The sequence below is a fragment of the Streptomyces sp. BBFR102 genome, assembly GCF_051397025.1.
Taxonomy (GTDB): domain Bacteria; phylum Actinomycetota; class Actinomycetes; order Streptomycetales; family Streptomycetaceae; genus Streptomyces.
The window spans coordinates 2,556,150-2,581,548 of the sequence record NZ_CP195757.1 but is presented as its reverse complement, the minus strand read 5'-3'; the positions used below and the strand labels follow the sequence as shown (position 1 = coordinate 2,581,548).

At 73.9% G+C, this 25,399-nt stretch carries 25 protein-coding genes, 1 tRNA gene and 1 pseudogene; 11 read left to right on the top strand and 16 right to left on the bottom strand.

From position 1 onward, the window contains the following. Window positions 1-197: 197 nt before the first annotated feature. The 4 genes from ACSLIC_RS11475 to ACSLIC_RS11460 all read left to right on the top strand — a co-directional run bounded on the left by ACSLIC_RS11475 (window position 198) and on the right by ACSLIC_RS11460 (window position 4,581). Window positions 198-1,409: a DNA polymerase III subunit delta' gene (locus ACSLIC_RS11475; RefSeq protein WP_436740349.1), complete on the top strand. Its 1,212-nt coding sequence runs from the start codon at window positions 198-200 to the stop codon at window positions 1,407-1,409. 116 nt (window positions 1,410-1,525) lie between these two features. Further along, the gene (locus ACSLIC_RS11470) at window positions 1,526-3,109 is read left to right on the top strand and encodes an alpha/beta hydrolase (protein ID WP_436737575.1); all 1,584 of its coding nucleotides are present in this window, start codon (window positions 1,526-1,528) and stop codon (window positions 3,107-3,109) included. A gap of 138 nt (window positions 3,110-3,247) precedes the next feature. After that, window positions 3,248-3,321: transfer RNA gene (locus ACSLIC_RS11465), tRNA-Thr, on the top strand. Window positions 3,322-3,723: 402 nt separating this feature from the next. Next, window positions 3,724-4,581 (top strand): DMT family transporter, encoded by an 858-nt coding sequence (locus ACSLIC_RS11460; protein ID WP_436737574.1) that lies wholly within the window; start codon window positions 3,724-3,726, stop codon window positions 4,579-4,581. A 24-nt stretch (window positions 4,582-4,605) separates the two neighbouring features. Here ACSLIC_RS11460 and ACSLIC_RS11455 read toward each other — a convergent pair whose 3' ends face one another. From ACSLIC_RS11455 to ACSLIC_RS11445, 3 genes are all read right to left on the bottom strand, one after another. Further along, window positions 4,606-5,565 carry a D-2-hydroxyacid dehydrogenase family protein gene (locus ACSLIC_RS11455; protein ID WP_436737573.1) on the bottom strand — a complete coding sequence of 320 codons (960 nt, stop codon included), beginning with the start codon at window positions 5,563-5,565 and terminating at the stop codon, window positions 4,606-4,608. A gap of 41 nt (window positions 5,566-5,606) precedes the next feature. Then, window positions 5,607-6,233 carry an RraA family protein gene (locus tag ACSLIC_RS11450; protein ID WP_436737572.1) on the bottom strand — a complete coding sequence of 209 codons (627 nt, stop codon included), beginning with the start codon at window positions 6,231-6,233 and terminating at the stop codon, window positions 5,607-5,609. Window positions 6,234-6,342: 109 nt separating this feature from the next. Continuing rightward, window positions 6,343-6,816, bottom strand: a complete 474-nt coding sequence (locus tag ACSLIC_RS11445) for a VOC family protein (protein ID WP_436737571.1) — start codon at window positions 6,814-6,816, stop codon at window positions 6,343-6,345. 151 nt (window positions 6,817-6,967) lie between these two features. Here ACSLIC_RS11445 and ACSLIC_RS11440 point away from each other — a divergent pair, with 151 nt between their 5' ends. Next, on the top strand, window positions 6,968-7,465 hold the full coding sequence (locus ACSLIC_RS11440) for an N-acetyltransferase family protein (RefSeq protein ID WP_436737570.1): 498 nt from the start codon (window positions 6,968-6,970) through the stop codon (window positions 7,463-7,465). A 20-nt stretch (window positions 7,466-7,485) separates the two neighbouring features. Beyond that, window positions 7,486-7,698 carry a hypothetical protein gene (locus ACSLIC_RS11435; protein ID WP_436737569.1) on the top strand — a complete coding sequence of 71 codons (213 nt, stop codon included), beginning with the start codon at window positions 7,486-7,488 and terminating at the stop codon, window positions 7,696-7,698. A gap of 62 nt (window positions 7,699-7,760) precedes the next feature. Here the strand turns inward: ACSLIC_RS11435 and ACSLIC_RS11430 are convergent, their stop codons facing one another. The 10 genes from ACSLIC_RS11430 to ACSLIC_RS11385 form a co-directional block, all read right to left on the bottom strand. Continuing rightward, window positions 7,761-9,125: a carboxyl transferase domain-containing protein gene (locus ACSLIC_RS11430; RefSeq protein WP_436737568.1), complete on the bottom strand. Its 1,365-nt coding sequence runs from the start codon at window positions 9,123-9,125 to the stop codon at window positions 7,761-7,763. Beyond that, window positions 9,118-10,590 carry an acyl-CoA synthetase gene (locus ACSLIC_RS11425; protein WP_436740348.1) on the bottom strand — a complete coding sequence of 491 codons (1,473 nt, stop codon included), beginning with the start codon at window positions 10,588-10,590 and terminating at the stop codon, window positions 9,118-9,120. The genes ACSLIC_RS11430 and ACSLIC_RS11425 overlap by 8 nt, the downstream gene beginning before the upstream one ends. 648 nt (window positions 10,591-11,238) lie before the next feature. Then, a complete protein-coding gene (locus ACSLIC_RS11420) occupies window positions 11,239-12,321 on the bottom strand; it encodes a DUF2776 family protein (protein ID WP_436737567.1) in 1,083 nt (360 codons plus the stop codon). A 132-nt stretch (window positions 12,322-12,453) separates the two neighbouring features. Next, a complete protein-coding gene (locus ACSLIC_RS11415; RefSeq protein WP_436737566.1) occupies window positions 12,454-12,804 on the bottom strand; it encodes a PRC-barrel domain containing protein in 351 nt (116 codons plus the stop codon). A 97-nt stretch (window positions 12,805-12,901) separates the two neighbouring features. Beyond that, on the bottom strand, window positions 12,902-13,582 hold the full coding sequence (locus ACSLIC_RS11410) for a hypothetical protein (protein ID WP_436737565.1): 681 nt from the start codon (window positions 13,580-13,582) through the stop codon (window positions 12,902-12,904). After that, complete coding sequence (locus ACSLIC_RS11405; RefSeq protein WP_436737564.1) at window positions 13,579-14,265, bottom strand: hypothetical protein; 687 nt, start codon at window positions 14,263-14,265, stop codon at window positions 13,579-13,581. Before ACSLIC_RS11405 ends, ACSLIC_RS11410 begins: the two co-directional genes overlap by 4 nt. Continuing rightward, on the bottom strand, window positions 14,255-14,623 hold the full coding sequence (locus tag ACSLIC_RS11400) for a hypothetical protein (RefSeq protein WP_436737563.1): 369 nt from the start codon (window positions 14,621-14,623) through the stop codon (window positions 14,255-14,257). The genes ACSLIC_RS11405 and ACSLIC_RS11400 overlap by 11 nt, the downstream gene beginning before the upstream one ends. Before the next feature lie 50 nt (window positions 14,624-14,673). Further along, window positions 14,674-15,933 (bottom strand): hypothetical protein, encoded by a 1,260-nt coding sequence (locus ACSLIC_RS11395; RefSeq protein WP_436737562.1) that lies wholly within the window; start codon window positions 15,931-15,933, stop codon window positions 14,674-14,676. A gap of 117 nt (window positions 15,934-16,050) precedes the next feature. Further along, on the bottom strand, window positions 16,051-16,338 hold the full coding sequence (locus tag ACSLIC_RS11390) for a hypothetical protein (protein WP_436737561.1): 288 nt from the start codon (window positions 16,336-16,338) through the stop codon (window positions 16,051-16,053). A gap of 115 nt (window positions 16,339-16,453) precedes the next feature. Then, the gene (locus ACSLIC_RS11385; RefSeq protein ID WP_436740347.1) at window positions 16,454-17,140 is read right to left on the bottom strand and encodes a class I SAM-dependent methyltransferase; all 687 of its coding nucleotides are present in this window, start codon (window positions 17,138-17,140) and stop codon (window positions 16,454-16,456) included. 311 nt (window positions 17,141-17,451) lie between these two features. On the opposite strand from ACSLIC_RS11385, the gene ACSLIC_RS11380 reads away from it, so the two are divergent. Together ACSLIC_RS11380 and ACSLIC_RS11375 are read left to right on the top strand one after the other, a co-directional pair. Beyond that, a complete protein-coding gene (locus tag ACSLIC_RS11380; RefSeq protein ID WP_436737560.1) occupies window positions 17,452-18,738 on the top strand; it encodes an NAD(P)/FAD-dependent oxidoreductase in 1,287 nt (428 codons plus the stop codon). A 129-nt stretch (window positions 18,739-18,867) separates the two neighbouring features. Next, window positions 18,868-19,581: a type 1 glutamine amidotransferase gene (locus tag ACSLIC_RS11375; protein WP_436737559.1), complete on the top strand. Its 714-nt coding sequence runs from the start codon at window positions 18,868-18,870 to the stop codon at window positions 19,579-19,581. Window positions 19,582-19,796: 215 nt separating this feature from the next. On the opposite strand, the gene ACSLIC_RS11370 is transcribed toward ACSLIC_RS11375, so the two are convergent. From ACSLIC_RS11370 to ACSLIC_RS11360, 3 genes are all read right to left on the bottom strand, one after another. After that, window positions 19,797-20,630: a phosphotransferase enzyme family protein gene (locus ACSLIC_RS11370; protein WP_436740346.1), complete on the bottom strand. Its 834-nt coding sequence runs from the start codon at window positions 20,628-20,630 to the stop codon at window positions 19,797-19,799. A 53-nt stretch (window positions 20,631-20,683) separates the two neighbouring features. Continuing rightward, window positions 20,684-22,348, bottom strand: a complete 1,665-nt coding sequence (gene hutU / locus ACSLIC_RS11365) for a urocanate hydratase (protein WP_436737558.1) — start codon at window positions 22,346-22,348, stop codon at window positions 20,684-20,686. A gap of 116 nt (window positions 22,349-22,464) precedes the next feature. Then, a complete protein-coding gene (locus ACSLIC_RS11360; protein WP_436737557.1) occupies window positions 22,465-23,043 on the bottom strand; it encodes a TetR/AcrR family transcriptional regulator in 579 nt (192 codons plus the stop codon). Between the two features lie 71 nt (window positions 23,044-23,114). Between ACSLIC_RS11360 and ACSLIC_RS11355 the strand changes: the two genes are divergently transcribed. The 3 genes and pseudogenes from ACSLIC_RS11355 to ACSLIC_RS11345 all read left to right on the top strand — a co-directional run bounded on the left by ACSLIC_RS11355 (window position 23,115) and on the right by ACSLIC_RS11345 (window position 25,395). Next, complete coding sequence (locus ACSLIC_RS11355; RefSeq protein WP_436737556.1) at window positions 23,115-24,029, top strand: NADP-dependent oxidoreductase; 915 nt, start codon at window positions 23,115-23,117, stop codon at window positions 24,027-24,029. Between the two features lie 138 nt (window positions 24,030-24,167). Continuing rightward, window positions 24,168-24,458 (top strand): annotated as a pseudogene (locus ACSLIC_RS11350) (diguanylate cyclase); the annotation flags it as partial. A gap of 127 nt (window positions 24,459-24,585) precedes the next feature. Then, complete coding sequence (locus ACSLIC_RS11345) at window positions 24,586-25,395, top strand: SAM-dependent methyltransferase (protein WP_436737555.1); 810 nt, start codon at window positions 24,586-24,588, stop codon at window positions 25,393-25,395. Window positions 25,396-25,399 lie beyond the last annotated feature (4 nt).

Below are 25,399 nucleotides of genomic sequence, written 5' to 3'. Positions count from 1 at the left end.
TGCCGGCGCGTGGCAGCCGGGCCGGCGGTCTGCCCGGTCCGGCTCCCCGGGGACGGCGCTCCGGCTCGTGGTCCGCCCAGGGCCCGTCCCGGCCGCGTTCCGGCATTTGGGCCCTGTCGGTCGTGTCGCGGAGAATGGGGCTGGCGAGCCCGGTGGTGGGCTCGTCCGGTGGGGCGGATGTGGATGGAGGCGTGCCGATGTCGGTGTGGGACGACCTGGTGGGCCAGGAGCGGGTGGTCGGGCAGCTCGACGCGGCCGCCCGTGACGCCGACGCCTACGTGACGGCGGCGGCCACGGGCAGTCCGCTGCCCGAGGCGTCCCGGATGACGCACGCCTGGCTGTTCACCGGGCCGCCCGGAGCGGGCAGGGCCGACGCGGCGCGGGCCTTCGCCGCCGCCCTCCAGTGCACCAGCCCGGACCGGGCCCTGCCGGGCGGCACCCCTGGCTGCGGCTTCTGCGACGGCTGCCACACCAGCCTCATCGGCACCCACGCCGATGTGGACGTCGTCCGCACCGACCTGCTCTCCATCGGCGTGAAGGAGACCCGCGACCTGGTCCGGCGCTCCCAGATGTCGCCGGCCGGAGGGCGTTGGCAGGTGATCGTCCTGGAGGACGCCGACCGCCTCACCGAAGGCGCGGGGAACGTCCTGCTCAAGGCCGTCGAGGAGCCGGCCTCGCGCACGGTCTGGCTGCTCTGCGCCCCCTCGCTGGAGGACGTGCTGCCGACGATCCGGTCGCGTTCGCGGCACCTCTCGCTGCGTACGCCGCCGGTGGAGGCCGTGGCCGACATCCTGGTCCGGCGCGACGGGGTCGACCCGGTGCTGGCCGCCTCCGTCGCGCGGGCCACGCAGGGACACATCGACCGCGCCCGCCGCCTGGCCACCGACGAGCGGGCCCGCGCGCGCCGGGCAGCCGTCCTCAAGCTGCCGCTGCGCGTCGGCGACGTGGGCGCGGGGCTGCGGGCCGCGCAGGAGCTGATCGACGCGGCGGGCGAGGACTCCAAGCAGGCGGCCACGGAGACCGACGAGAAGGAGACCGAGGCGCTGCGGACCGCCCTCGGCGGGCAGAGCGGCGGCCGGATGCCTCGCGGTACCGCCGGTGCCATGAAGGAGCTGGAGGAGAAGCAGAAGCGCCGACGCACCCGTTCCCAGCGCGACAGCCTCGATCTGGCCCTGGTGGACCTCACCGGCTTCTACCGCGATGTCCTGGCCCTCCAGTTCGGCTCCGCCCCGGAGGCGGTCGCCAACGTCGAGTTCCGCGACGCCCTGGAGCGGATCGCCGAGGACAGCACCCCCGTCGCCACCCTCCGCCGGATCGAGGCCATCGCCGCCTGCCGTGAGGCCCTCGACCGGAACGTGGCGCCCCTCTTGGCCGTCGAGGCGATGGCCATGGCGCTGAGGGCCGGGTAGCGCATCCCCTGAACGGGTGGTTTGGCTGACGGCCGGCCCGAGTTGAAGGGGTTCCGCCTCCCGCTCGCCCGTCACGCATAGTAGTCAAGTCTGTGCGTACCGTTAGAGTCGGATGCATGGAGAACCGCCGCGCCCGTCCCCCTGCCCGCCTCTCGTCGCGCCGCCCCCTGGTCGCCGCGTTCCTCGCCGCAGCCGTCGCCCTCGTGCCGGGGTGCAGCGCGGAGAGCACCACGGCAGACGCCTCCGGCGGCACCGTCCTCGCCGCCCTCCCCAAGGCGATCCCCGATGCCCTCGCCCCCTTCTACGGGCAGCGGCCGGCCTGGCGGAGCTGCGAGGGCGCCGGCATGGAAGAGTTCGAGTGCGCCCGGCTCAAGGCGCCCCTGGACTACGAGAACCCGACGGCCGGCACCCTCGACCTGGCGCTCTCCCGCAAGAAGGCGACCGGCCCCGGCGCCCGCCTCGGCTCCCTCCTCGTCAACCCGGGCGGCCCCGGCGGCTCCGCCATCGGATATCTCCAGTCGTACGCGGCCCTCGGCTATCCGGCACCGGTCCGTGCCCGGTACGACATGGTGGCCGTCGACCCGCGCGGCGTCGCCGACAGCGAGCCCGTCACCTGCCTCGACGGCCCCGCGATGGACGCGCACACCGCCACGGACGCCACCCCGGACACCCCGGCGGAGCGGCGGACGCTGGTCTCCGCCTTCCGGAAGTACGGCAAGGGGTGCCAGGCGGACTCGGGCAAGACCCTCGGCCACGTCTCCACCGTCGAGTCCGCCCGCGATCTGGACCTGGTCCGCTCGGCCCTCGGCGACGAGAAGCTGACCTACGTCGGCGCCTCGTACGGGACCTTCCTCGGCGCCACCTACGCCGGGCTGTACCCGCACCGCGTCGGCCGCCTGGTCCTCGACGGCGCCATGGACCCCACCCTCGACGCCCGCCGGCTCAACCTCGAACAGACCGCCGGGTTCGACACCGCCTTCACCGCCTTCGCCAAGGACTGCGCTCGGCGGAAGGACTGCCCCCTCGGCGCCGGCGACCCCCGGAGTGCCGGGCGGAACCTCACCGCGTTCTTCGACAAGCTCGACGCCGACCCGCTCCCCACCGGGGAGGGGCGAGCCCTCCCCGAGTCGCTCGCCACCATGGGCGTCGTCGCCGCCCTCTACGACGAGGCCGGCTGGCCTCAGCTGCGTACCGCGCTGACCAGTGCCATGAAGGACCGCGACGGCAACGCCCTGCTCGCCCTCTCCGACCTCTACTACGAACGCGATGCCGACGGCGGCTACCAGAACCTCATGTCCGCCAACGCCGCCGTCAACTGCCTCGACCTCCCCCCTGCCTTCGCCACCCCTCAGGAGGTCGAAGCGGCCCTGCCCGAGTTCCGCGAGGCGTCCCCCGTCTTCGGCGAGGGCTTCGCCTGGGCCTCGCTGAACTGCGCCCAGTGGCCCACCCCCGCCACCTCGGCCCCGCACCGCATCGAGGCGCCGGGCGCGGCGCCCATCGTGGTCGTCGGCACCACCCGCGACCCGGCCACCCCGTACCGCTGGGCCGAGGGACTCGCCTCCCAGCTCGACTCCGCCACCCTCCTCACCTACGACGGCGACGGCCACACCGCCTACGGCCGGGGCAGCGACTGCGTCGACACCGCCATCAACACCTACCTCCTGAAGGGCACCCCGCCCCGCGAAGGCACCCGCTGCTGACCTCAGGACCGGGCCACGGACCGGACCCCTCGGGGCCCGGTCCGTGGCACCCTCGGGAACCCTGTAGACTGAACGTCGCTGCAGATGCGAACCTCTTCCCCGGAGACGGGACCCGAAGGGGTTCTTCTTCCGTAGCTTGCCGCCTTAGCTCAGATGGCCAGAGCAACGCACTCGTAATGCGTAGGTCTCGGGTTCGAATCCCGAAGGCGGCTCCGGAGAACCCCAGGACTCACTCGCCGTGACCTGGGGTTCTTCCTTGTCTCCTTTCTCGCCTGGTGTCGCGGCGAGTTGCTTGGAGTTGGCCGCCGGTCGGGTGAGGGGCCGTAAGGCCGGGCGAGCGGGGGCTGCCCCGGGGTGTTGGGTGGGGTGTCTGACGTGTTCGGCGCGGGCTCGGGGCTCTCGCCGGTCATCTGCCCCGGCGCACTCGGTCCGCCGCGCGCACGCGGGGGAGAACCTGTCCGCGTCGGTGGGCCGACGGAGGCTCGTGGAAGGGGCCTGCCCGGTGGCCGAGCCCGGCTTCACAGCCGGGTGAGGCCGGGCTTGCCCCCTGCTCCGATCGGCGGCAATCCCCCGCGCCCGGGGAGGGGCCGTCCCGGGCAGGGCACGGATCACCCATGGTCGTCCTCGCTGTTCTCTTCGCCGTACTCGGTGCCGCCAGTAACGCCGCCGGTACCGCCTTCCAGCGGAAGGCCGCCGCGCGGGTGGCCTCCGGCGGGGGGTGGCGGCTCCTGCGTCAGCTGGCGCGGCAGCCGGTGTGGCTGCTGGGGATCGCGGGGGTCGTCGGGGCGGCGCTGTTCCAGGCGCTGGCGCTGTTCAACGGGCCGATGGCGCTGGTGCAGCCGGTGTTCGTGCTGGAGTTGCCGTTCGCGTTGCTGATCGGGGTGCCGTTGTTGCACCGGCGGCTGCCGCGTGAGGGGTGGTGGGCGGTGGCCGCGGTGGTGGCGGGGCTGGTCGTGGTGCTGGGTGCGGCGGCGCCGTCCGGGGCGCGTACCGACGCGCCGATGACGCGGTGGATTCCGGTGCTGGCGGGGTGTCTGGGGGCGATGGCGCTGGCGGTGGTGGCGTCGCGGGCGAGCCGGTCGCCGCTGTTCCGCGCGGCGGCGCTCGGGAGCGCGGCGGCCGTGGGCAACGCCCTGACGGCGGCGCTGCTGAAGTCCGCGACGGGCACCCTCGCCGACGACGGGCTCGTGGCGTTCCTCACCACCTGGCAGACGTACGGCTTCGCGCTGACCGGGGTGGCGGCGGTGCTGCTGCTGGAGAACGCCCTGCAGGCCGGGCCGCTCGCCGCCGCTCAGCCGGCGCTGACCATCGGGGACGCCTCGGTGAGTCTCCTGCTCGGCATCGTCGTCTTCGACGAGAGCGTGCGCGGCGGCTGGTGGGTGGTGCCGGAGCTGGCGGGGGCGGCGCTGATCGCCTGGGGCGTGTGGGAGCTGACCCGGGCCGTGCCCCACCTGCGGGACCTGACCGGGTGACAGGGGCACGGGCCGTGCGGGCCCTCAGCCGAGGAGGCGTACCGGGGCGCCGTCGAGGTGGGCGGCGATGTCCTCGACGGCCTCGCGGTAGTACGTGGCGTAGGTGTTCTCGGTGACGTAGCCGAGGTGCGGGGTGGCCAGGAGGCGGGGCGTGGTGCGGACCGGGTCGTCGGCCGGGAGGGGTTCGGTGGGGAAGACGTCGAGGCCGGCGCCGGCGATGCGGCCCGCGCGCAGGGCGGCGAGGAGGGCGTCGTGGTCGACCAGGGCGGCGCGGGAGGTGTTGACGACGTACGCGGTGGGCTTCAGGAGGGCCAGTTCGCGGGCGCCGATGAGGCCCCGGGTGCGCTCGCCCAGTTTCAGGTGGAGGGTGACCACGTCGCTCTCGGACAGCAGTTCGGGCAGGTCGGCGGCGAGGCGGACGCCGTGGGCGGCGGCGCGCTCCTCGGTGAGGTTCTGGCTCCAGGCGGCGACCTCCATGCCGAAGGCGGCGCCGATCCGGGCGACCTCGGAGCCGATCCGGCCCAGGCCCACCACGCCGAGGCGGCGCCCGCGCAGGTCGGTGCCGAGGGTGGACTGCCAGGGGCCGCCGGTGCGCAGGGCGGTGTTCTCCGCGACCAGGTTGCGGGCGAGTCCGAGGATCAGGGCCCAGGTCAGCTCGACCGGCGGGACCAGGGAGCTGGCGGTGCCGCAGACGGTGACGCCGTGGGCGCGGGCGGCCGCGAGGTCGATCACCGAGTTGCGCATGCCGGAGGCGACCAGCAGCCGCAGGCGGGGGAGGCGGGCGAAGAGCGAGGCGGGGAAGGGGACGCGTTCGCGCAGGGTGACGACGATGTCGAAGTCGGCTAGGGCCGCCGCGAGTTCGTCCTCGGTGGAGTGATGGGTGGGGAAGACGGTCAGTTCGACGCGGTCCAGGACGGGGGACCAGTCGGCGGCCGAGGTGGCGACCCCCTGGTAGTCGTCCAGCAGGGCACAGCGCAGTGGCATGAGGGGCTCCGTTCGGGCACGCGGGACTTCGGACCAGCCGCTCAGCCCGTGAAGCCCTGGGCGTCGAGGGCCTGCTGGATGCGGGCGCGGTGGTCGGCCTCCCAGGCGTCGAGGGACTGGGCCGCCTCCTTCGCCTCCTTGGCGCGGGCGGCTTGGAGCACCTCGTCCTGGCGGTCGGCGGGGACCACGACGACGCCCTCCTCGTCGGCGACGACCAGGTCGCCGCCGCGCACGGTCACGCCGCCGCAGCGCACTTCCCCGTTGAGCGGAGCCGCCGTCTTCTTGGTGCCGGGCTTGGGCACGACGCCCCGGGCGAAGACGGGGAAGCCCGAGGCGCGGATCTCGGCCAGGTCGCGGACGACCCCGTCCACCACGAAGGCGGCGATGCCCCGGCGCTGGGCGACGGCGCAGACGTTGCCGCCGGCCACCGCGTACTCGGTGCCGCCGCCCTCGACCACCACCACCGAACCGGGCGCCGCCCGGTAGATCGCCGCGTGCAGCATCAGCTGGTCGCCGGGGGCGCAGCGGACCGTGAAGGCGGGACCGGCGACCCTCGGCGGTGTCGGCCAGAGCGTCCGCACTCCGAAGTCCATGATCTGCTCGCGGCCGAGGAGGTCGGCGAGGGTGGTCGGGGAGACGTCGTTCAGGGGGCCGGGTGCGGCGGGCATGGCTTCCTCCAGGACGGGCGGGCATGTGCGGCGTGGCGAGGCAGGGCCGGGCCCGCGCCGGGCGCCAGCGTACGGAGCGCGGGCCGGGCTGTCACCGGGTTCGGGTCGGTCAGCGGGTCGCTCCGTCCGCTCCTCCCGCAGCGGCCAGGCGCTCCGCGATCTGCTCCGGGGTGAGGTCCTCCAGGTGTGTGAGGAAGATCCACAGGTGGCCGAAGGGGTCGCGGAGCAGCGCGGTGCGGTCGCCGTGGAACTGGTCGGCGGGGCCCTCCAGCAGCTCGGCCCCCGCGGCGGTGGCCCGCGCGGTGACGCCGTCCACGTCGGGGACGTAGACGTGCAGGATGACGGGGGTGGCGCCGAGCGCGGCCGGGGAGCGCAGGTCGCCGCGGGCGTCGCTCAGCATCAGGAGGGCGCCGCAGACGGTGAGTTCGGCGTGCACCACCTCCCCTTCGGCGCCGTCGAGGCGGAAGCGCGGCTCGGCGCCGAAGGCCCGCTCGTAGAAGGCGAGGGCCGCTTCGGCGTCGTCGACGAGGAGGTGCGGGACCACGGCGTGGCGGTAGGGGGCGGGGACGGCGGCGACGGGCATGGCGGGCTCCTCGTGGTGGGGACGGCTGGTGTCGTGTCCGGCCGACCGTAGGAACTCAAGCGGAGTCGAGGTCAAGGGCGGGGCGCGGCGCAGGGCCCGGCCCGGGGAAAAGCCGTGGACCGCCCGGGGGCGGGGAGGCGAGGATGGCCGGATGCTGATCCGTGAGGCCCGTACCGAGGACTGGGCCGCCGTCTGGCCGTTCTTCGAGCGCATCGTCCGCGCGGGCGAGACCTTCACCTACCCGCTCGACCTGTCCCGTGAGGACGCCGAGGGCTGGTGGCTGGTGCGGGCGCCGAGCCGCACCGTGGTCGCCGTGGACGACGCCGGGACCGTCCTCGGCACCGCCAAGATGAACCGCAACCACCTGGGAAACGGCGGCCACATCGCCAGCGCCAGCTACATGGTCGACCCCGCGCACGGCGGCCGTGGTGTGGGCCGTGCGCTCTGTGAGTACACGATCGACTGGGCGCGGGCGGAGGGGTACCGGGCGATGCAGTTCAACGCCGTGGTGGAGACCAACACCCGCGCGGTGAAGCTGTACGAGTCCCTCGGCTTCGAGGTGCTGGGCACGCTGCCCGAGGGGTTCCGGCATCCGGCCGAGGGCTATGTGGGGCTGCACATCATGCACCGCCCGCTGGTGGAGGACTGAAGCCCCCGCTGGACTCTCCCTTGTCCTCGGCCTCGGCCGTTCCGCGTCGAGCCGGGCCCGCCCGGCGGTGGATCACCGAGGCGGGAGGCGCGGCCCGCGCCGGCCCCCAGGCCCGGTCCCCGCAAGGGCGCGCCGAGACGCACGCGGGCACCACCGACGCCGACCGCGCGACGCCCCTGCGCGTGCTGATGCGGCTCACGCACAACGCAGTGGCCACCGTCCCCGTCCTCTGACGCCCGCCGAGGCAAGGGGTACGCGCGGGCCGCCCGCCCCGGGCGCCCGCGCGTACCCGTTCCTACGCCGACCCCGGTACGACCCCTCGTGCCACCCCCAGCTCCACCGCGTCCTGTGGCCGCAGCCGCAGCGCGTCGGCGGTGGCCGGGACCTCCTCGGGGGGCCGCTTGAGGATGGCGGCGGCCAGTTCGGGGGCGATGACCGAGAAGTAGCTGTCGGGGGTGACCCAGAGGTGGCCGGGGGCGGCCAGGGCGAGGGCGCCCCCGGAGCCGCCCTCGCCGATGAGCAGCGAGGTGACCGGGACCCCGGCCTCGGCGACGGCGGCGAAGAGGTCGGCGATGGCCGGGCCCGCGCCGCCCTGCTCGGCGGCGGCGTCGTTGGCGGCGCCCGGGGTGTCGAGGAGGGTGAGGACGGGGATGCCGAGCCGGTCGGCGGTGCGGACCAGGCGGGCGGCGGTGCGGAATCCGGCGGGCCGGGTGGCGGTGCCGCACTGGGCGGCGTAGGCGACGGTCCGGCCGTCACGGTGGCCGAAGCCGCAGCGCATGCCCGGGTCGGTGCCGCCGCTCCGGTCGCCCCGGATCTCCTCTCGCCAGTCGAAGTAGGCATCCAAGTAGGCGCCTGCGCGCGGGCGTTCGGGGGAGCGGGCGCGGCGGACGGCTTCGGTGCCGTCGGCCGGGAGGGGGCCGGCGGCCAGGGCGTGCGGTGGTGCGGCCCGGCGGGCGGGTGCGGGCGGGGCGGCGAGCAGGGCCAGCCACCGGCCGAGGGCGTTCGGCAGGTCGGCAGGTTCGGTGAGGGCGTCGAGGTGCCCGGCGGCGTACTGGCCCTCGGCGGTGTACGCCCAGGGCTCGGCGCCGGCGGGGCGGACCCGGGAGCCGGCGAAGCCGACCTGGGCGCCGGGCAGGGCGAGGACCACGTCGGCGCCGGCCGCCAGGGTGGCCCAGCCGCCACCGGTGGTGGGGTCGCGGACCACCGCGATCTGCGGGAGTCCGGCGCGCCGGGTGAGGACGGTCTGCCGGGCCACACGCTGGAGCTGGGTGAGTGCGCGCGTCCCCTCCTGCATGCGGCTGCCGCCGGTCGCCACCAGGGAGACGACGGGCAGGCGGTGGGCGCGGGCATGTGCGTACGCCGCCTCGATACGGTCGCCGGTCGCCTCGCCGAGCGATCCGCCGAGGAAGCCGAACTCGAAGGCGATCAGGACGGCTTCGCGGGCCGGCACGTCCGCTGCTCCCGCCCCCACCCGGGCGGTGGCGCAGACGACGGACTCGCGCTCGCCGGTGCGTTCGCGGGCCCGGCTCCGTGCGGCCCCGTAGCCGGGCCACTCCAGCGGCCCGTCCGTGAACTCCGGACCGAGGAAGCCCAGTTCGACGTAGTCCGGGTCCAGGGAGGCGAGCAGGGCGCGGGTGGTGAGGGCGTCGCGGTCAGCCATGCAGGGCCCGCTTCATGATCTTGCCCATGTCGTTGCGCGGCAGGGCGTCGAGGTAGCGGACGACGCGGGGGCGCTTGTGCGGGGCGAGCTGGCGGGCCACGTGGTCGGCGACCGCCTGTTCGTCCAGCGGGCCGCCGTCGGTGACCAGCCAGGCGACGACGCGTTCGCCGAGGTCCGGGTCGGGCTCCCCGGTGACGGCGGCCTCGCGGACGCCGGGGAAGCCGAGCAGGGCGTTCTCGATCTCGCCCGCGCCGATCTTGTAGCCGCCGGACTTGATGAGGTCGGTGGCGCGGCGGCCGACGATCCGCACGTATCCGTCGGGCTCGCGGACCGCCATGTCGCCGGTGCGGAACCAGTCGCCGTCGAACGCCTCGGCGGTGGCGTCGGGCCGGTTCAGGTACTCCGTGAAGAGGTTCGGGCCGCGCACCTGGATCTCGCCGACGCTCTCGCCGTCCCACCGCGCGATCTGCGTACCGTCGTCCTCGACCAGCCGCAGCGCGACCCCGGGCAGCGGCACACCGACGGTGCCGGGGCGGGGTTCGCCGTCGGCGCGGACGCTGGTGTTCATCAGGGTCTCGCTCATCCCGTACCGCTCGACGACCCGGCGGCCGGTGGCGGCGGCGATGCGCTCCTGGTCGTGGACGGGGAGCGCGGCCGAACCGGAGACCAGCAGCCGTGCCTTGGCGAGGGCGGCGGCGAGTGCCCGGTCGCCGGTGGCCTCCTCGGCGATCCGGTGGTACATCGTCGGGACGCCGAACAGCATCGTCGCCCCGTCCTCCAGTGCCCGGCGCACCCCGTCCGTGGAGAAGCGGACCAGGTGGACCAGGGAGCCGCCGCGCCGCAGCGGGCCGAGGACGCCCAGGATCAGGCCGTGCACGTGGAAGAGGGGCAGGCCGTGCACGAGGGTGTCGTCGGCCGTCCACTGCCAGGCGTCCGCGAGCGCGTCGAGCGTGCTGGTCAGGGCGCGCCGGGGCAGGACCACGCCCTTGGGCGGGCCGGTGGTGCCCGAGGTGTAGACGATCAGCGCGGGCGCCTCGGGGCCCGGCTCGGCCGGCAGCGCCACCGAGCGCGGTACGGCGTCGGGGTCGGTCGCCACGTCCCGGCGCGCCAGCCCCGCCAGCTCCCCGGGCAGCGTCTCGCCGGGCGCGGCCAGCACCAGCGCCGGGTCGCTGTCCGCGAGGATGTGCGCCAGCTCGCGCGCCCCCGCCTTCGGATTGAGCGGTACGGCGGCCACCCCGGCGAGCAGCGCCGCGACCACCGCCACCCCGGTCTCCAGGCTCGGCGTCGCCCAGACGGCGACCCGGCGGCCGTGCGGCAGTTCACGGGCGAGCGCCCCGGCGAGGCGGGCGACCTGGCCGTGGTCCAGCGCGCGGTCGCCGAAGCGCAGGGCGGGCTTCGGCGGGGCCGGCGGGGCGTGCAGCGCCGGGAAGAGGGTGGCCGTCTCGGGTGCGGCGGGCGAGGTCACGGTCACGGGCGGTTCTCCTCGGGGTCGGGTGCGGTGGGGCCGCGCCGGTCGGGGCGGGCGGGGACGCCCTGGCCGGGCGGCGCCTCCTGAGCAGGGTTACCCAGGGCGGAGGCCGGGCACCACCAGCACCGGCCAGAGCACGACCGGGGCCGGCACGGAGACGGCCCCGGTCGTACGGCGTCAGCGGGTGGAGGAAGCGCTCGCGGTCGGTCCCCCCGGCGGCGGCCGGCACGACGCGCCGTCGGCCGAGAAGGGCCGGTGTCGACCACGGCGGCCGACACCGGGAGCGCCGCCCACCATCCCGGGCCATCCCGGTCTCGTCCTGCTCAGGAAGGGCACGGCGAGCGGGGCGGGCGGGCCGGACCCCGCCCTCCGCAGTCTCCTCGTATCCCAGGTCCCGCCCGGGCGACCGCCAGTCCGACCGCCAGGCCGACCGCCAGTCCGACCAGAGCGACGAGCGGCAGCGCGGCGATGCGAGGTTGGCGAAGGGGTGGGCGAGGAGGAGGGTGGCCGGGCCGCACCGGACCACCGAGAGCACCGCGCATCCCTCCGCCGGGGCGGGCCCGTACGGGTGGTGGCGAGGGGGCGGTTGCCGGAGTGGGAGCCGGGGGAGCGCTGAGCGCGGCTCCCCGTCCCGCGCCGCGGTCTCTACGAGGCCGTGTCGCCCTCGTCCTGATCACCGCTCGTTCCGCTCTCCAGGATGGAGACGATGGAGAAGAGCGAGAAGCAGATGCAGCCGAGCCCGGTCAGGACGCGCGCTCCGACGAGCACCGCGCTGTCGGCCGACTCGAAGAGGAAGGCCATGAGGAACAGGCACAGCAGAGCCGTGCCCACCGGGATCAGCGGAACCCGGTTGGCCAGGGGAGCCGTGCGCCGCCAGACGAGGGCGAGCAGCAGGACCTTGCTGAGGATGCTCCAGCAGACGAGCCCCAGCCCGATGAGCACGAACCCCGCGGACAACTGGGAGGACCGGCTGTGCGTGGCGACGACGACCAGGCCGAAGACGATGCCGACGGCTCCCATGACGGCGGCGGAGACGGGCCAGAGCACGCGCTCCCGGGGCGCGTAGGTGTTCTGGATCTGTCGCAGGATGCTCGCCACCAGGCCGATCAGGCAGGTGCAGACGAGCGCCAGGCCCACCATCACGTGGCCCGCGGTGAAGCGGCCGTTCGCGGCCCCGCCACCCCCGCCGGCCAGCAGGGTGAAGGCCCACGCCCAGGTGGCCAGGGCCGCGAGGACGGGGAGCGCCAGCAGGACGCGGGCGGCGGACGCGCTGAACGGCGCCGGTGAGCGCGGCGGGGAGCCCTCGGGCAGCGCCGAGTTCTCGGTGATCAGGAGGAACCGGGTGGAGCTCGTGGCCACACTTGAGACGCACACGCAGATCATGGAGACGCCGAAGACGACGTGTCCGGCGACGAAGTCGGGCGGCGGCCTGGGGCTCTCGGTGAGCAGGGACAGGCTGTAGCCCATGGTGGCGCCGCTGACCGCGAAGCCGAACACGGGGTACAGCCAGCGGTCCGCCGTGGTGTACCGGCCGATGAGCTGCCTGATGATGGTGGCCGCCGTGGCGAACAGGCAGAGGCAGATCGCCGCCAGGGAGACGAGCACCAGACCCGCCACCCGGGCGGACGGCCCCGACGCGTGGGACAGCACGTACCCGCCCAGCCCCGCCGACACCCCGGCCATCAGTACGGGGATGGCACGGAAGAGGACACTGATTCTGTAGTCCATCGAGCCTCCAATATCGGCGCGGCGTCAGCTCATCATCGGACGGAGCCGACCAGGCCGCCACAGGAAGCCCGGCCGCGACGGCGGGCCCCCGTCCCCGGTACGTGACCTGAGCGGGCTGCCGGTCCCCGGTCCTCAGCGCCGGGCCAGCCGCCGGCTGTGGCCCACGCCGAACTCCAGGCCGTAGTGGTCGAAGATGCCCTGCTCCTGCTCGGCGAGGAGTTCGCCGTCGGTGCTGATGCCCGGGGCGTCCTTCACCAGCTGCTTGGGCCAGGCCAGCTTCACGTACGACGGGGAGACGACCGCCTTCTCCAGGGGCGCGAAGGTGATGCGCCTGCGGGTGGGCAGCCCGGTGACGATGCCGATGAAGAACGGGCGGTCGCTGACGGTGTCCACGTACACCGACTCCAGGGTGCCGATCTTGTGGCCCTCGGAGTCGACGACGCTGTGGTCCCGCCAGTCCCTGATGTTCTCCGCCTCGATCATGGGGGCACTCCTCGTCGTCCGGGTCGCGGTGCTGCCGACATCGTGCCCCGCCGGGACCGCTCGTTACCGGGATGCGCCCGGAAGGAGGACGGCGCGCTCACGGGACGAAGATCCGCAGCGCCCGGGCCAGTTCCTCCACGTCCTCGGCCGCGTCGAGCAGCTGGGCCGTGTCCTCGGTGACGGTCCACAGGACGACCGAGACGGGAGGTTCCTCGACCTGCCAGGCATAGCGCAGGCAGCCGAAGAGCCGGGTGGGGTGGTCCGGCTGGGGGATGTAGCGGAACGTGGACAGGCCGGCGCCGAGATGGGGAGAGGGGAAGGGGCTCACCACCGGGGGCTCCACCGCCTCCGGGTCGTCGGCCAGCGTCAGCGACCGCAGGGTCTCCTCGCGCGCGCCGGACGAGGGGCGGACCAGCGCGAGGAGGGGCAGCGGGATGTCGGCCGGGTGGGCCAGGCGCAGGAACAGCTCGTTGCCCGAGCCCACCGGGCAGAACGTGTCGGCGCACCGCTCCAGCGTCATCGCCGTGAACGCGACTCCGGCTCGGCCTGGGTCCAGGCCGCTGTCCTCCCACAGATCCCTGGCCTCCCGCCGGCACCAGGCCCCGATGTCCCGCCAGTCCTCGTACGTGTCAGGGTCACGAGGCGGGAGGTGCACCCACCGGTCCCAGTCGAGGTGCTCCGTGTCGAGGACGGCGTGGAAGCCGTGGTGGCCGTACTCGGCCGGGGCGCCGCCACCGCAGGAGCCGGCGGAGCCGGAAAGACCGCCGTACGTCGTCACGTGTACCTCCACCGGAAGGTCTCCATCAGGGCGTCGAACCAGGTGACGAGCGCCTCGGCCAGCTCGTCCCCGGGGTCGCCGGCGCCCACCGTGGAGAAGGCGGCGACGAACCAACGCGCCGGGTCTCCCGGCACGGAGGCGATGTACTCCACCCTGCGGGCGGCCGGGTCGGCCCCGCGCGCGGGATCGGCGGCGGCCACGTACTCCCTCCGTACGGCGAGGGCCCCGTCGATCTCACCCGAGCTGAGATCCGTCTCCCCGACCGCCGCGGGGGCGTCGCGGGCCAGTAACCGCACCGCGACCTCGGTCGGGGGGGCGGATGCGCCGCCGCCCTGCCGCCGGGGCCGGGGCAGCAGGGCCTCGGACACCACGACGGAGGCCCCCAGATTCGTCTCCCCGACCGGCCGCACCGGCAGGTACACGTCCAGCGCGCGCCCCCGCCGGGCCTCCGCGACCGCGGCGCGGAACCGCCGCTCCAGCTCCCGCTTGTACGGCCCCACCGTGTCGGGCGGCACCTCCGGCGAGATCCGCGCGAACGCCTCGCGCAGGATGCGCCGTACGGCTTCCTCGGTGCCTTGACGCAGGGGGACCTGCTCCCAGGGGGAGGGGAGAATCAGGCGGTAGCCGGTGGCGATCTCCCCGGGCTGCCGGGCCGCTGTCATGTCGGTACGGTCAGCGGACAACGCTGCGCTCCTTCAGGTACATGACCGAAAGGGTGAGCAGGCCGGTCGAGCCGGCTGCTGCGGCCACCCACAGAATCAGCTTTCCGGCGAAAATCGCCCCGATCAGACCGTATGTGAGATAGAACAGCATTCCTCCTCCCAGGATGATGACGTGGTGATTCAGCTCTCTTCTTTGTGTCGGATTTCTGGCGAGGAGTGGGGGGATTACTGACGTGATTGAGGCCACTGACCACTCCCAGGTCGGGAATGCGAGGATCTGGCGGTCCAAGAGGTCCTCGGTCATCATGGGAAAGGTCAGGCGCAATAGTGCGACGATCAGGCACCACTTGAAAATGAGCGCCCACCGGTCGATGTTCATCGTGTTCTTCTGTGAATGGGGTCTCACGGGCCACCTCTCCATTCTCGGGATTACCACTGGGACGTTCCAGGAATGGGGGACGTCGCCGTTTCCTTGACGCCTGGGTAGGCGTCTGTAGCGTTCTCTAGCGCCTTGTCTGAAAGGTCCAGCCCTGCGCTGCCGAGCCAGGCTCCCTGGTTCAGTAGTGCGTAACGCTCCGCCTTGCGGGCGTTTTCTTCGATTTGGGCGTTCCCGGGATGCGTGTTCCGCAGCCTCTCGATGTCTTTGAGCTGACTTCCCAACGTCTTGTCTCCGAGTGCGCGAAGCTCTTCTTTCCGCGTGATCTCGGGCAGCTCTGCTTCCTTCACCTCATTCGCCGCGTTCTTCCCTGCTCTGCGGTTTTCCTCTTCCATTCGGAGTCGGCGAGCGCGATTTTTCTTGCGCTGGTTTCCTGAGGTTCCGCCGCGTTTGCGCTCTCCCCGTGCGGCGGCTTGCCGGGCGCCCTTGTTCGCTTCCGAAGCCGCGCTGGAAGCCCTTCCCTTGGCCAAGCCGGCAGCCGTGTTCCGGGAGTTCTTCTGTAGGCCGGCGATGGCCTTTGCCGCCTTGGTGCCCACCCTGGCCAGTTTGAGGGCGCCCAGATCCATGACCACGTTGAGCCAAGAACCGTTCCCTGTGGCGGCCTGGAGGATGTTGATCAGCATGATCGCGCCCGTGAGGGCGATGACGATCCCGCCGACGAACGGAAGGGCGAGGGCAACGAAGCTCAAGGCGGTGCACGCCCAGCTGGCGATCTCCGCGAACTTGCTCAACCACTCCGCGTCCGCGACCCAGCCCTTGATGTCGTTCCACCAGCTGTCCTTCATGTCGTCGTCGATGGAGGAGCGGATCTTGCGGGCGTAGTGGGCGGCGCGTTCCTGGTAGTCGGATTCGGCCGATTCCAGGCGGGTGTGGGCGTCTTGGAGGTCCTCCTCGGCCTGCGTGAGGCGGGGGTCCTCCTTCGGGGGGTCGGCGGGCTTCTCGGCCGACTTGCCGGTGGAGGGGCGGGGCGGGGCGTCGGCGCGTGACGTGTGGGCGTCGATGGCGCGTTGGGCTTCCCTGGCGTCGCGGAGGGCGCGGTCGGCACGCTTCTGGAACTCTTCGAGGTCCTCGGCCCAGCCGCCGAGGTGGCCTTTGACCTCGCGGTAGCGGTCTTCGGCGAGGTCGAGTTTGCGGCCGAGGCCGCGGGCGTTGTCGGCCAGTTCGTCGGCGTACTTGCCCTTGAGGTTGTCGGCGTCCGCCATGGCGGCGAGGGAGGCCGCCTGGGTGCGCAGGTACTCGGCGATCTTCTTCATGTGCTTGACCTGGCGGCGCACGCCGTCCGGATCACCGGGGACGGGGTCGCCCTCGCGGAGCGGGGTCCAGTCGCGGGGCCTAGCCACGGGAACCTCCCGTGCTGGTCGGCGCGGGCATCACTTCCCGCCCCTCCCCGCCTTGGCCAGTTCGTCATCCAGGTTCTTGAAGGCGTCCCGGGTGCCCTTGACCATCTTGCCGACCTCGGTGAGGGATTCGAGGAGTCGTTTCCGGTTGTCGTCCCAGTTGTCGATGAACTCGCCCATCGCCTTCTGGAGATCGGCGGCACCGACATCGGCGCGGATGTCCTCCTTCCACTCGCCCAGGCCCTCGAATTCGTCGCGTAACGCGCGCAGTTGCCTGTTGGACTGGCTGAGCAGACGGAAATCGACCGTCAGGTCCGGCATGTGCTCCTCCTTCGCTACTCCGCCCCGGACGGGCCGACGCAGAGTAGCGGAGGGTGCACGCCGTGTGTCAACGCCCCTGCGGGAGGAGGAGTTTCCGTGACGAAGGGGGCGAGGTCTACTCCGGCTTCGCCGGTAGCGCCCGTACCCAGATCCGGTCCTCCGTCAGGTAGGCGTCGACTTCGAGGCCGACCTCGGCGAGGGCGTCCTCGAACTGCCGGCGGGTCATCGGGCGGGAGAGGAAGGTCTGGGTCCACTCGGCGTCGGGGAAGACGTACTCGCAGCGGACCTGGTGGACGCCGTCGCCGATCGGCTCGTCGGCGGTGATGCGGACGGTGAAGCCCGCCGGGTCGACCCGCTCGCGGGGGACGTCGGTGTGGTAGTCCTCGCCCTCCCGCTGGATGAGGACCATCCCGCCGGGTGCGAGGTGGCGCAGGCAGGTGCGGAGCAGGCCGCGCCGCACCTCGGCGTCGCCCGCGTGCACCAGGAACGAGGCGAGGAGGACGACGTCGAAGGTCTCGCCGAGGTCCAGCCGCTCGATGGGGCTGCACACCGCGCGCGCCCCTCGGATGTGGTCGGTCATCTCAGCCGACTCGTCCACCGCCGTCACCGTGAACCCGCGCTCCAGCAGCGGATGCGTCATCCGCCCCACGCCGCACCCCAGTTCCAGGATGCGCGCCCCGGCGGGCACTGCTGCTGCGATGATGTCCGGCTCCGCGCCGACCGGCAGCCGGGTGTACAGCTCGACGGCGCACCCGTCAGGCGTGATCGCGCCCGGTCCGGTCCCCTGATAGCCCTTGCGCATCTTGGTTTCCATGGTTCTCGAACGCCTAACGCTCAGGGGGGAGTTCCCCGCTGGACGGGCGAGCGGCGGCACGGTGGACAGGCCGTGGTGAGCGGCCGGTGAGTGCTAGGGGCCGGCCCCGCCGCCCGCGCGGATCTCGCACGATTGTTCGATAGCGTGCGGAGCTCATGGAGTGGCACTGGCGTCAGGCACGGCCCGGCGGGGACCGCTCCGTGGGGGCTGGTGCCCGGTCCCCGATGGCGTGGAGGGTGGAGTCACCCTCCGAAGCCGCCCGGAATGCACCCCCGGGGGAGCGGGCATAGCGTTGAGGTATGGCAGAGACGTACGAGGTCATCGTCGTGGGAGGCGGCTTCGCGGGAATCGAAGCCGCCAAGAAGCTCGGCCGTGCGGGGGTGCGGACCCTCCTGGTGGATGTGCACGGGTACCACCAGTTCCAGCCCTTGCTGTACCAGTTGGCCACCGCCCAGATCGGGGTGTCCGAGCTGGCCCGGCCGCTGCGGTCGATCTTCCGCAACCAGCCGTCGGTCCGGGTGCTCACCGCCAGGGTGACCGCCGTCGACCCACGCCGCCGCGCCGTCACCGTCACCGACGGGACCGTGTACGAGGCCGACGACGCGCTGATCGTCGCCTGCGGTGCCGAGGCCAACTTCTTCGACACCCCGGGCGCCCGCGAGAACGCCTACCCCCTGTACTCCGCCACCGACGCCACCCGGCTCGGCTCCGAGCTGGTGGCCCTGCTGGACCAGGCCGACAAGGACACCGAGCAGAAGTCGATGAGCGTGGCCGTGGTCGGGGCCGGCCCCACCGGGGTGGAGACCGCCGGGGCCATCGCCGACGCCATCAACTACGTCGTCCCCAAGCTCTTCGCGGGCGGTCTCGCCAAGCGGTGCTCGGTCGCCCTGGTGGACATGGTCGACCGGACCCTCGGCGGCTTCAGCGAGAAGTCCCAGGCGTACGCGGCCAGTCGCCTGGTCGAGCGCGGGGTGCGGCTCAAGCTCGGCTCCGCCGTCACCGAGGTCCGCGAGGACGGGATCAGCTTCGCCGACGGCGCCTCCCTCGACACCGACCTGGTCATCTGGGCCGGCGGCCTGAAGGCCGGGCCGCTGCTCCGCGACTCGGGGATGCCGCAGGGGCGCGGCGGGCGCATCGACGTCGCCAAGGACCTCACCGTGCCGGGCTACGAAGGGGTGTACGTCCTCGGCGACGCCGCCAACATCACCGACGACCGGGACGAGCGGCTGCCCCAGCTCGGCTCCGTCGCCAAGCAGTCCGGAGCCTGGGCGGCCCGCAACATCCTCGCCCAGCGGGCCGGACGGCCGACCGAGCCGTTCGGGTACAAGGACCGCGGCTACATGGCGATGATCGGGCGCGGCTCGGCCGTCGCCGAACTCGGGCGCTCCCGGCGGCTGGTGCGCGGGCCCGCCGCCTTCCTGGTCTGGCTCGCCGTCCACCTGACGTTGCTCTCCGGCGCCAGCCAGAAGGCGCGCGCCCTGGTGTCGTGGATCTTCGCCTACCTGAGCCACAGCCGGCAGCACGTCTTCGTCGGCAGCCCCGAACAGGCGGCCGTCCAGGAAAGCGCCGACCGGCCCGCCGCCTGAGCGGACCGCCCTGAACCGGCCCGCCCTGTGACGGTGGCGGGTACCGGGGCGCACGCGGCCGGGGGTGGACTCCTCCGGCCGCGCCGCTGTGTACTGGGCGGCCGGGCAGCGGCGAAGGGGTACGCGGGCGTGACGACGACGGCGACGGCACTGGTCATCCAGAACTTCCCGCGCGGCGGGCCCGGCCGGTGGGAGCCCTGGCTGACGGCGGCCGGGGTCACCCCGGTCCTCGTGCGGGCGTACGACGGGGAGCCCGTGCCCCGGCGGCTGGAGCACGCCGCCCTCGTCGTCCTCGGCGGGGGCTACCTCCCCGACGAGGACGAGCGCGCGCCCTGGCTCCCCGCCACCCGCGCGCTGGCCCGGCAGGCCCTGGACGGCGGTGTGCCGTACTTCGGGATCTGCCTCGGCGGGCAGCTCCTGGCCCAGGTCGCGGGCGGCGAGGTGCGCGGCGAGCACGGGACGCCCGAATTCGGCTCGACCCGGCTGCGGCTGCGCCCCGAGGCCGCCGGGGACCCGCTCTTCGCCGGACTTCCGCCTTCGCCCACCGCGATCCAGAACCACGTGGACGCCGTCACCCGCCTGCCCGACGGCGCTCACTGGCTGGCCGAGAGCGGGAACTGCCCGTACCAGGCGTTCCGGGTGGGCGAGCGGGCCTGGGGCGTCCAGTTCCACCCCGAGGCGGAGGCGTCCGGCCTCCTGCGCTGGAACGAGGAGCGGCTGCGACGGTACGGCTACGAGCGGGAGGCCCTGCACCGGGCCGCGCTGGCGGACGAGGCGGGGGCGGTGGGGGTGTGGGGTGAGGTGGCGGCGCGGTTCGCGGGGGTGGTCCGGGGGCGCGGGTGAAGGGGCGGCCCTGGACGGGCTGGAGGCCGGCTCCCTCCCATCCCGGCCGACGAGTTCGGGCCCGCGGGAAGGCGGGGCGTGGCGAAGGGCCCGGCCGCGGTGCTCGTGCCCCGCGGTGCCCGCGCGCTGCGCTGCCCGTACCCGGCGGCGGCCCGCCCGGGTGGAGGGGCCGCCAGTCATCAGGTGTCCGTTTACGCGACTGACGAAGAGCCGGGTCAATTCTCCGTGGCCGCCGCCCTGATCCGGCCGAGCTGTTCCAGGCCCAGCCGGTGGCCGTCCGGGAAGAGGTCCTCGCGGTCCCAGCGCCACACCGTCACGATCGCCAGCACGAGGAGTCGGCAACGGCGCAGCAACTCCGCGTCCACGCCCGGGTAATGGGCCCCAACCCCCTCGGGGGCGTGGGCGAGGTCGAACTCGACCGGGCCCCGGCAGCAGGTCTCCCAGTCGATGAAGAGCGGTCCGGCCTCGGTGGCGAGCACGTTGCCCGGGTGCGGTTCGCCGTGCAGCAGCTGTTCGGGGGCGCCGCGTGCGGCGATCCACTCCGCCGTGCCGCCCAGCGTCTCCTGGAGCAGGGCCCGGTCCGCGGGGGTGAGGCCGGGGGTGCGGCCGTGGTCGGCCAGGAAGCGCCGCGCCCGCTCGACCCGCTCGGTGAACCGGGGTGCGGGGGCGTCCACGTGGCGCATCCCGGCGTGCAGCCGGGCCAGCGCGCGGGCGAACCCGGCCGGCCGGACCTCGTACGGCGCCACCGGCGCGTAGAAGGTCCACAGGGTGATGACGAAGCCGTCCCGCTCGTGGGCGCGCGGCTCCACCCGGGGGTCCGGCGCGCCCACCGGGCAGCCGGCCGCGGCGAGCCGCCGCGCGAGGCCCACCTCGAACGCGGCGACCTGGTCGGCCACGGGAGCCACCCGCGCCACGGTGTCGGCGGGCAGCAGCCGCAGGGTCAGCTTGTTCGAGTCGTGCAGCACCGCCGCCTCGTCGGCGGGCAGGCCGAGCGAAGCGGCGAGCGACGTGGCCGCGGCCACCGCGCGTACGGCCTCGGGCTCCCGCACCGGCTCCGCCCCCTCTCCTTCGACGCGTCCACTCTGCCCGCCGGCGAGGTGGGTCACTCCTCGTTCATCGGCACCCGTACCCCGCGCTCCCGCGCCACCTCGCTCGCGTGCGGGTAGCCCGCGTCGGTGTGGCGCAGGACGCCCATGGCGGGGTCGTTGGTGAGGACCCGCTCCAGCTTGGCGGCGGCCAGTTCGGTGCCGTCGGCGACGCAGACCTGCCCGGCGTGGATCGAGCGGCCCATGCCGACGCCGCCGCCGTGGTGCAGGGAGACCCAGGTGGCGCCGGAGGCGGTGTTGACCAGGGCGTTGAGCAGGGGCCAGTCGGCGATGGCGTCGGAGCCGTCGAGCATGGACTCGGTCTCGCGGTACGGCGAGGCGACCGAACCGGAGTCGAGGTGGTCGCGGCCCAGCACGATCGGGGCGGAGAGTTCGCCGGAGGCGACCATCTCGTTGAAGCGCAGTCCCGCGCGGTGGCGTTCGCCGTAGCCGAGCCAGCAGATGCGGGCGGGCAGGCCCTCGTAGGTGACGCGTTCGCCGGCCAGCTTCAGCCAGCGGTGCAGGTGGGTGTTGTCGGGGAAGAGCTCGACGAGCGCGCGGTCGGTCGCCTCGATGTCCTTCGGGTCGCCGGAGAGCGCCGCCCAGCGGAACGGGCCGCGCCCCTCCTCGAAGAGCGGCCGGATGTAGGCGGGGACGAAGCCGGGGAAGGCGAACGCCCGGTCGTAGCCGCCCTTGCGGGCCTCGTCGCGGATCGAGTTGCCGTAGTCGAAGACCTCGGCGCCCGCGTCCTGGAAGCCGACCATCGCCGCCACGTGCCGCGCCATGGAGGCGCGGGCCCGCTCGGTGAAGGCGGCCGGTTCGGCGGCGGCCAGCGCGCGCCACTCCTCGACCGTGACGCCCTCGGGCAGGTAGGCGAGCGGGTCGTGGGCCGAGGTCTGGTCGGTGACGACGTCGACGGGGGCGCCCCGGCGCAGCAGTTCGGGGAAGACCTCGGCGGCGTTCCCGGCCAGGCCGACCGAGAGCGGGCGGCGGGCGTCGCGGGCCTCGGTGGCCAGGCGCAGGGCGTGGTCCAGGTCGTCGGCGACCACGTCCAGGTAGCGGCGTTCCAGGCGGCGGGCGATGCGGGTGGGGTCGGCCTCGACGCAGAGGGCGGCGCCGTCGTTCATGGTGACGGCGAGCGGCTGGGCGCCGCCCATGCCGCCGAGCCCGGCGGTGAGGGTGAGGGTTCCGGCGAGCGTCCCGCCGAACCGCTTGCGGGCGACGGCGCCGAAGGTCTCGAAGGTGCCCTGGAGGATGCCCTGGCTGCCGATGTAGATCCACGAACCGGCCGTCATCTGGCCGTACATGATCAGCCCGCGCTGCTCCAGGCTGCGGAACTCCTCCCAGTTGGCCCAGTCGCCGACCAGGTGCGAGTTGGCGATGAGCACACGCGGCGCCCACGGGCTGGTGCGCAGCACCCCGACGGGCTTGCCGGACTGCACGAGCAGCGTCTCGTCGTCCTTCAGCGTGCGCAGGGTGCGCACGATCGCGTGGTACGCCTCCCAGCTCCGGGCCGCCTTGCCGGTACCGCCGTAGACCACCAGTTCCTCGGGGTGCTCGGCCACCTCCGGGTCGAGGTTGTTCATCAGCATCCTGAGCGCGCCCTCCTGCTCCCAGCCCAGGCAGCTGAGCGTGGTGCCGCGGGCGGCGCGGACGGGGGAGTACGGGGGAACGGTGCTCACTGCTGCCTCCTGGGGTGGGCCGGGCGGACCGGGCCTCCCCATGACAGGGCGCGGCGGCGGACCGGACCAGAGGGCGCGCCGCGAAATCTCGGATACGAGACGGGTGCCCCCGGCGGCTACGGCCGGCCCGCTCCCGCCGCCGCCCAGGCCGCCCCGATCATCGCGAAGAGCTCGTCCAGCGCGGCCCCGGGCTCGCCCGCGTCGCGGGCCAGTGCGTAGGCGTCGACGGTGAAGGCGGCCAGGGCGCGGCAGGCGGTCGCGCTCCCGGCCCGGGCCTCGGTGAGGGCGGTGGCCAGCGCGTCGGCGTGGCGCTGCCGCATGGCCGCCTCGTACTGGCGCAGGGCGGGGGTGGTGTCGATCAGGTGGTACACGGGGGCGGCCTCGTCCGAGGAGCAGTGCCGGACCAGCGCCTCGACCTCGCAGCGCAGGGCGGGGACGAGCGGGGTGTCCGGGGACATCCCGGTGACGGCCCCGGTGAGGCGGCGCGCGAAGCCGGCGTCCTCCGCGAAGACCAGGGCCTCCTTGGCCGGGAAGTGCGAGAAGAGCGTGGTGACGGCGACGTCCGCCTCGGCGGCCACCTCGCGGATGCCCACCTCCTCGTAGCCGCGCTCCAGGAAGAGCCGCCGGGCGGCGTCGGCGATCTTCTGGCGGGTCGCGGCCTTCTTGCGTTCGCGGCGTCCGGTCGGCTCGGGCATGGACCGTACGCTATCAGCCATGAAAACGTAGCGGCTCCATAAAGCTATCCGTTAGTGTTACGTTCCCCGGCATGAGAAAAGTGAGCTTCGCCGCGTACGGCGGCCCCGAGGTGCTGCGCCTGACCGAGGCCGAGGAGCCCCACGCGGGCCCCGGCCGGATACGGATCGCCGTGCGGGCGGCCGGGGTGAACCCGGTCGACTGGCGCATCCGCGAGGGCCAGAAGTTGGGCGCGCACCCGCCCGCCCCGCTGCCCGCCGGGCTCGGACTGGACGCCGCAGGTGTCGTGGACGAGGTGGGCGAGGGCGTCGAAGGGGTACGGCCCGGGGACCGGGTGTTCGGCGAAGGCGAAGAGACCTACGCGGAGTTCGCCGTGCTGTCGGCCTGGGCCCTGATGCCCGAGGGGCTCTCCTTCGCCGAGGCGGCCGGCTACCCCTCGGTCATGGAGACCGCCCTGCGCGTCCTCGGCGAGGTCGGGGTCCGCCCCGGGCAGCGGCTGCTGGTGAGCGGTGCCGCGGGCGGGGTCGGGTCGGCGGTGCTCCAGGTCGCCCGCGCCCGGGGCATCGCCGTGACCGGCACCGCCGGGCCCGCCAACCAGGAGTACCTGCGGAGCCTGGGCGCCGACGCCACGACGTACGGCCCGGGGTGGGCCGGGCGGGTGCGGCGACTCGGCCCCGTGGACGCGGCCCTGGACGTGGCCGGGGCCGGAGTGGTCCGGGAGTTGGTCGGGCTGACCGGGGAGGCGGGCCGGGTCGTCTCCATCGCGGACCTGACGGCGCCGGAGCAGGGGGTGCGGTTCTCCGGGGCGGCGGGCGACGTGTGGGCCGCGCTCGACACGACCGCGGCCATGCTCCGCCGGGGTGAGCTGCACATTCCGGTGACCCGGGCGTATGCGCTCGCCGAGGCCGCCCGGGCCCACGCCGACAGCCAGGCCGGGCACACGCGGGGGCGCCGGGTCCTGCTGGTCGGGGCGGGGAGCCCCGGCTGAGGCGCCGGCCCCGCGCATGCCCAGATGGGCCGGGGCGGGTGACTCCGGCGTCGCGGAGGAGCGGCTTCCTCCTGCGTGCCGCCGGGAGGAACTCTGCCGCGGCCCGGTCGGCGGTGCCGCAGGGCGAAGGAGGCAGCGGTGACCGCCAGCGACCGCCTCCTGAGGCGGTACGAGGCGCTTCTCGGTGCCGTGCCGCAGCCCGTCTGGACGCCCTCCGCCGACGGGGTCGCCACCGCACTGGTCTGCGGTGAGGTGCAGGAGAAGCTGTGGCACCCCGGCGAGGACGGCTCGTGGAACGACGCCGTCCATCCCGAGGACCGGGACGGGCTGCGACGCGAGTGGCTCCGGGCCACCCGGGAGCGGACCCCCCTTGGCGGAACTGGTCAAGAGGCTGCTGCCGCCGGTGCGGAGCCGCCTCGACGACATCGCCGTCATCGCCCTCCAGGTACAGGAGGAACGGTGAACTCCGGCCAACCGGCGCGTACATGCTGCCACGCTCCGGGGAGAGGCAGGGGAAGATGACCCCACGCACGTGTTCGACCGAAAGGGACGCCACATGAACACCTCGGACCCGCGCCCGAGCGGACTGGTGACCTCCCGAGCCCACTCCGCCCGCGTCTACGACTACATCCTCGGCGGCAAGGACCACTACCCGGTCGACGCCGAAGCCGGCGAGGCGATGCGCCGGCACTGGCCCGCGCTCCCCGTCCACATGCGGGAGAACCGCCGGTTCATGCACCGCGCGGGCCGGTACCTCGCCGAGGAGCACGGCGTCCGCCAGTTCCTCGACATCGGCACCGGCCTGCCGACCTCGCCCAACCTCCACGAGGTGGTGCAAGAGGTCGCCCCCGAGTCGCACGTGGTCTACGTCGACAACGACCCCATCGTGCTGGCCCACGCCCGCGCCCTGCTCCGCAGCTCGCCCGAGGGCGCCACGGCGTACGTGGACGCCGACATGCACGACCCGGACGCCGTCCTCGACAGCCCCGAGTTCCGCGACCTCATCGACCTGGACGAGCCGGTCGGCCTGATGATCATCGGCGTCATGCACTTCATCCTGCCCCCGGAGGACCGCCGCCTGGTCGCCCGGCTCCTTGAGCCGCTGCCCTCCGGCAGCTACCTGGCCATGACCATCGGCACCGCCGACTTCGCCCCCGAGGAGGTGGGCCGGGTCGCCGAGGAGTACCAGCAGCAGAGCATGCCCATGGCCCTGCGCGACCTGGCCACCGCCACCTCCTTCTTCGACGGCATGGAGCTGCTCGACCCGGGCGTCACCCAGGTCCACACCTGGCGCCCCGGCCCCGAGCAGGAGGGCGTCGAGGGCCGCGACATCGCCATGTACGGGGCCGTCGCCCGCAAGCCCTAGAACA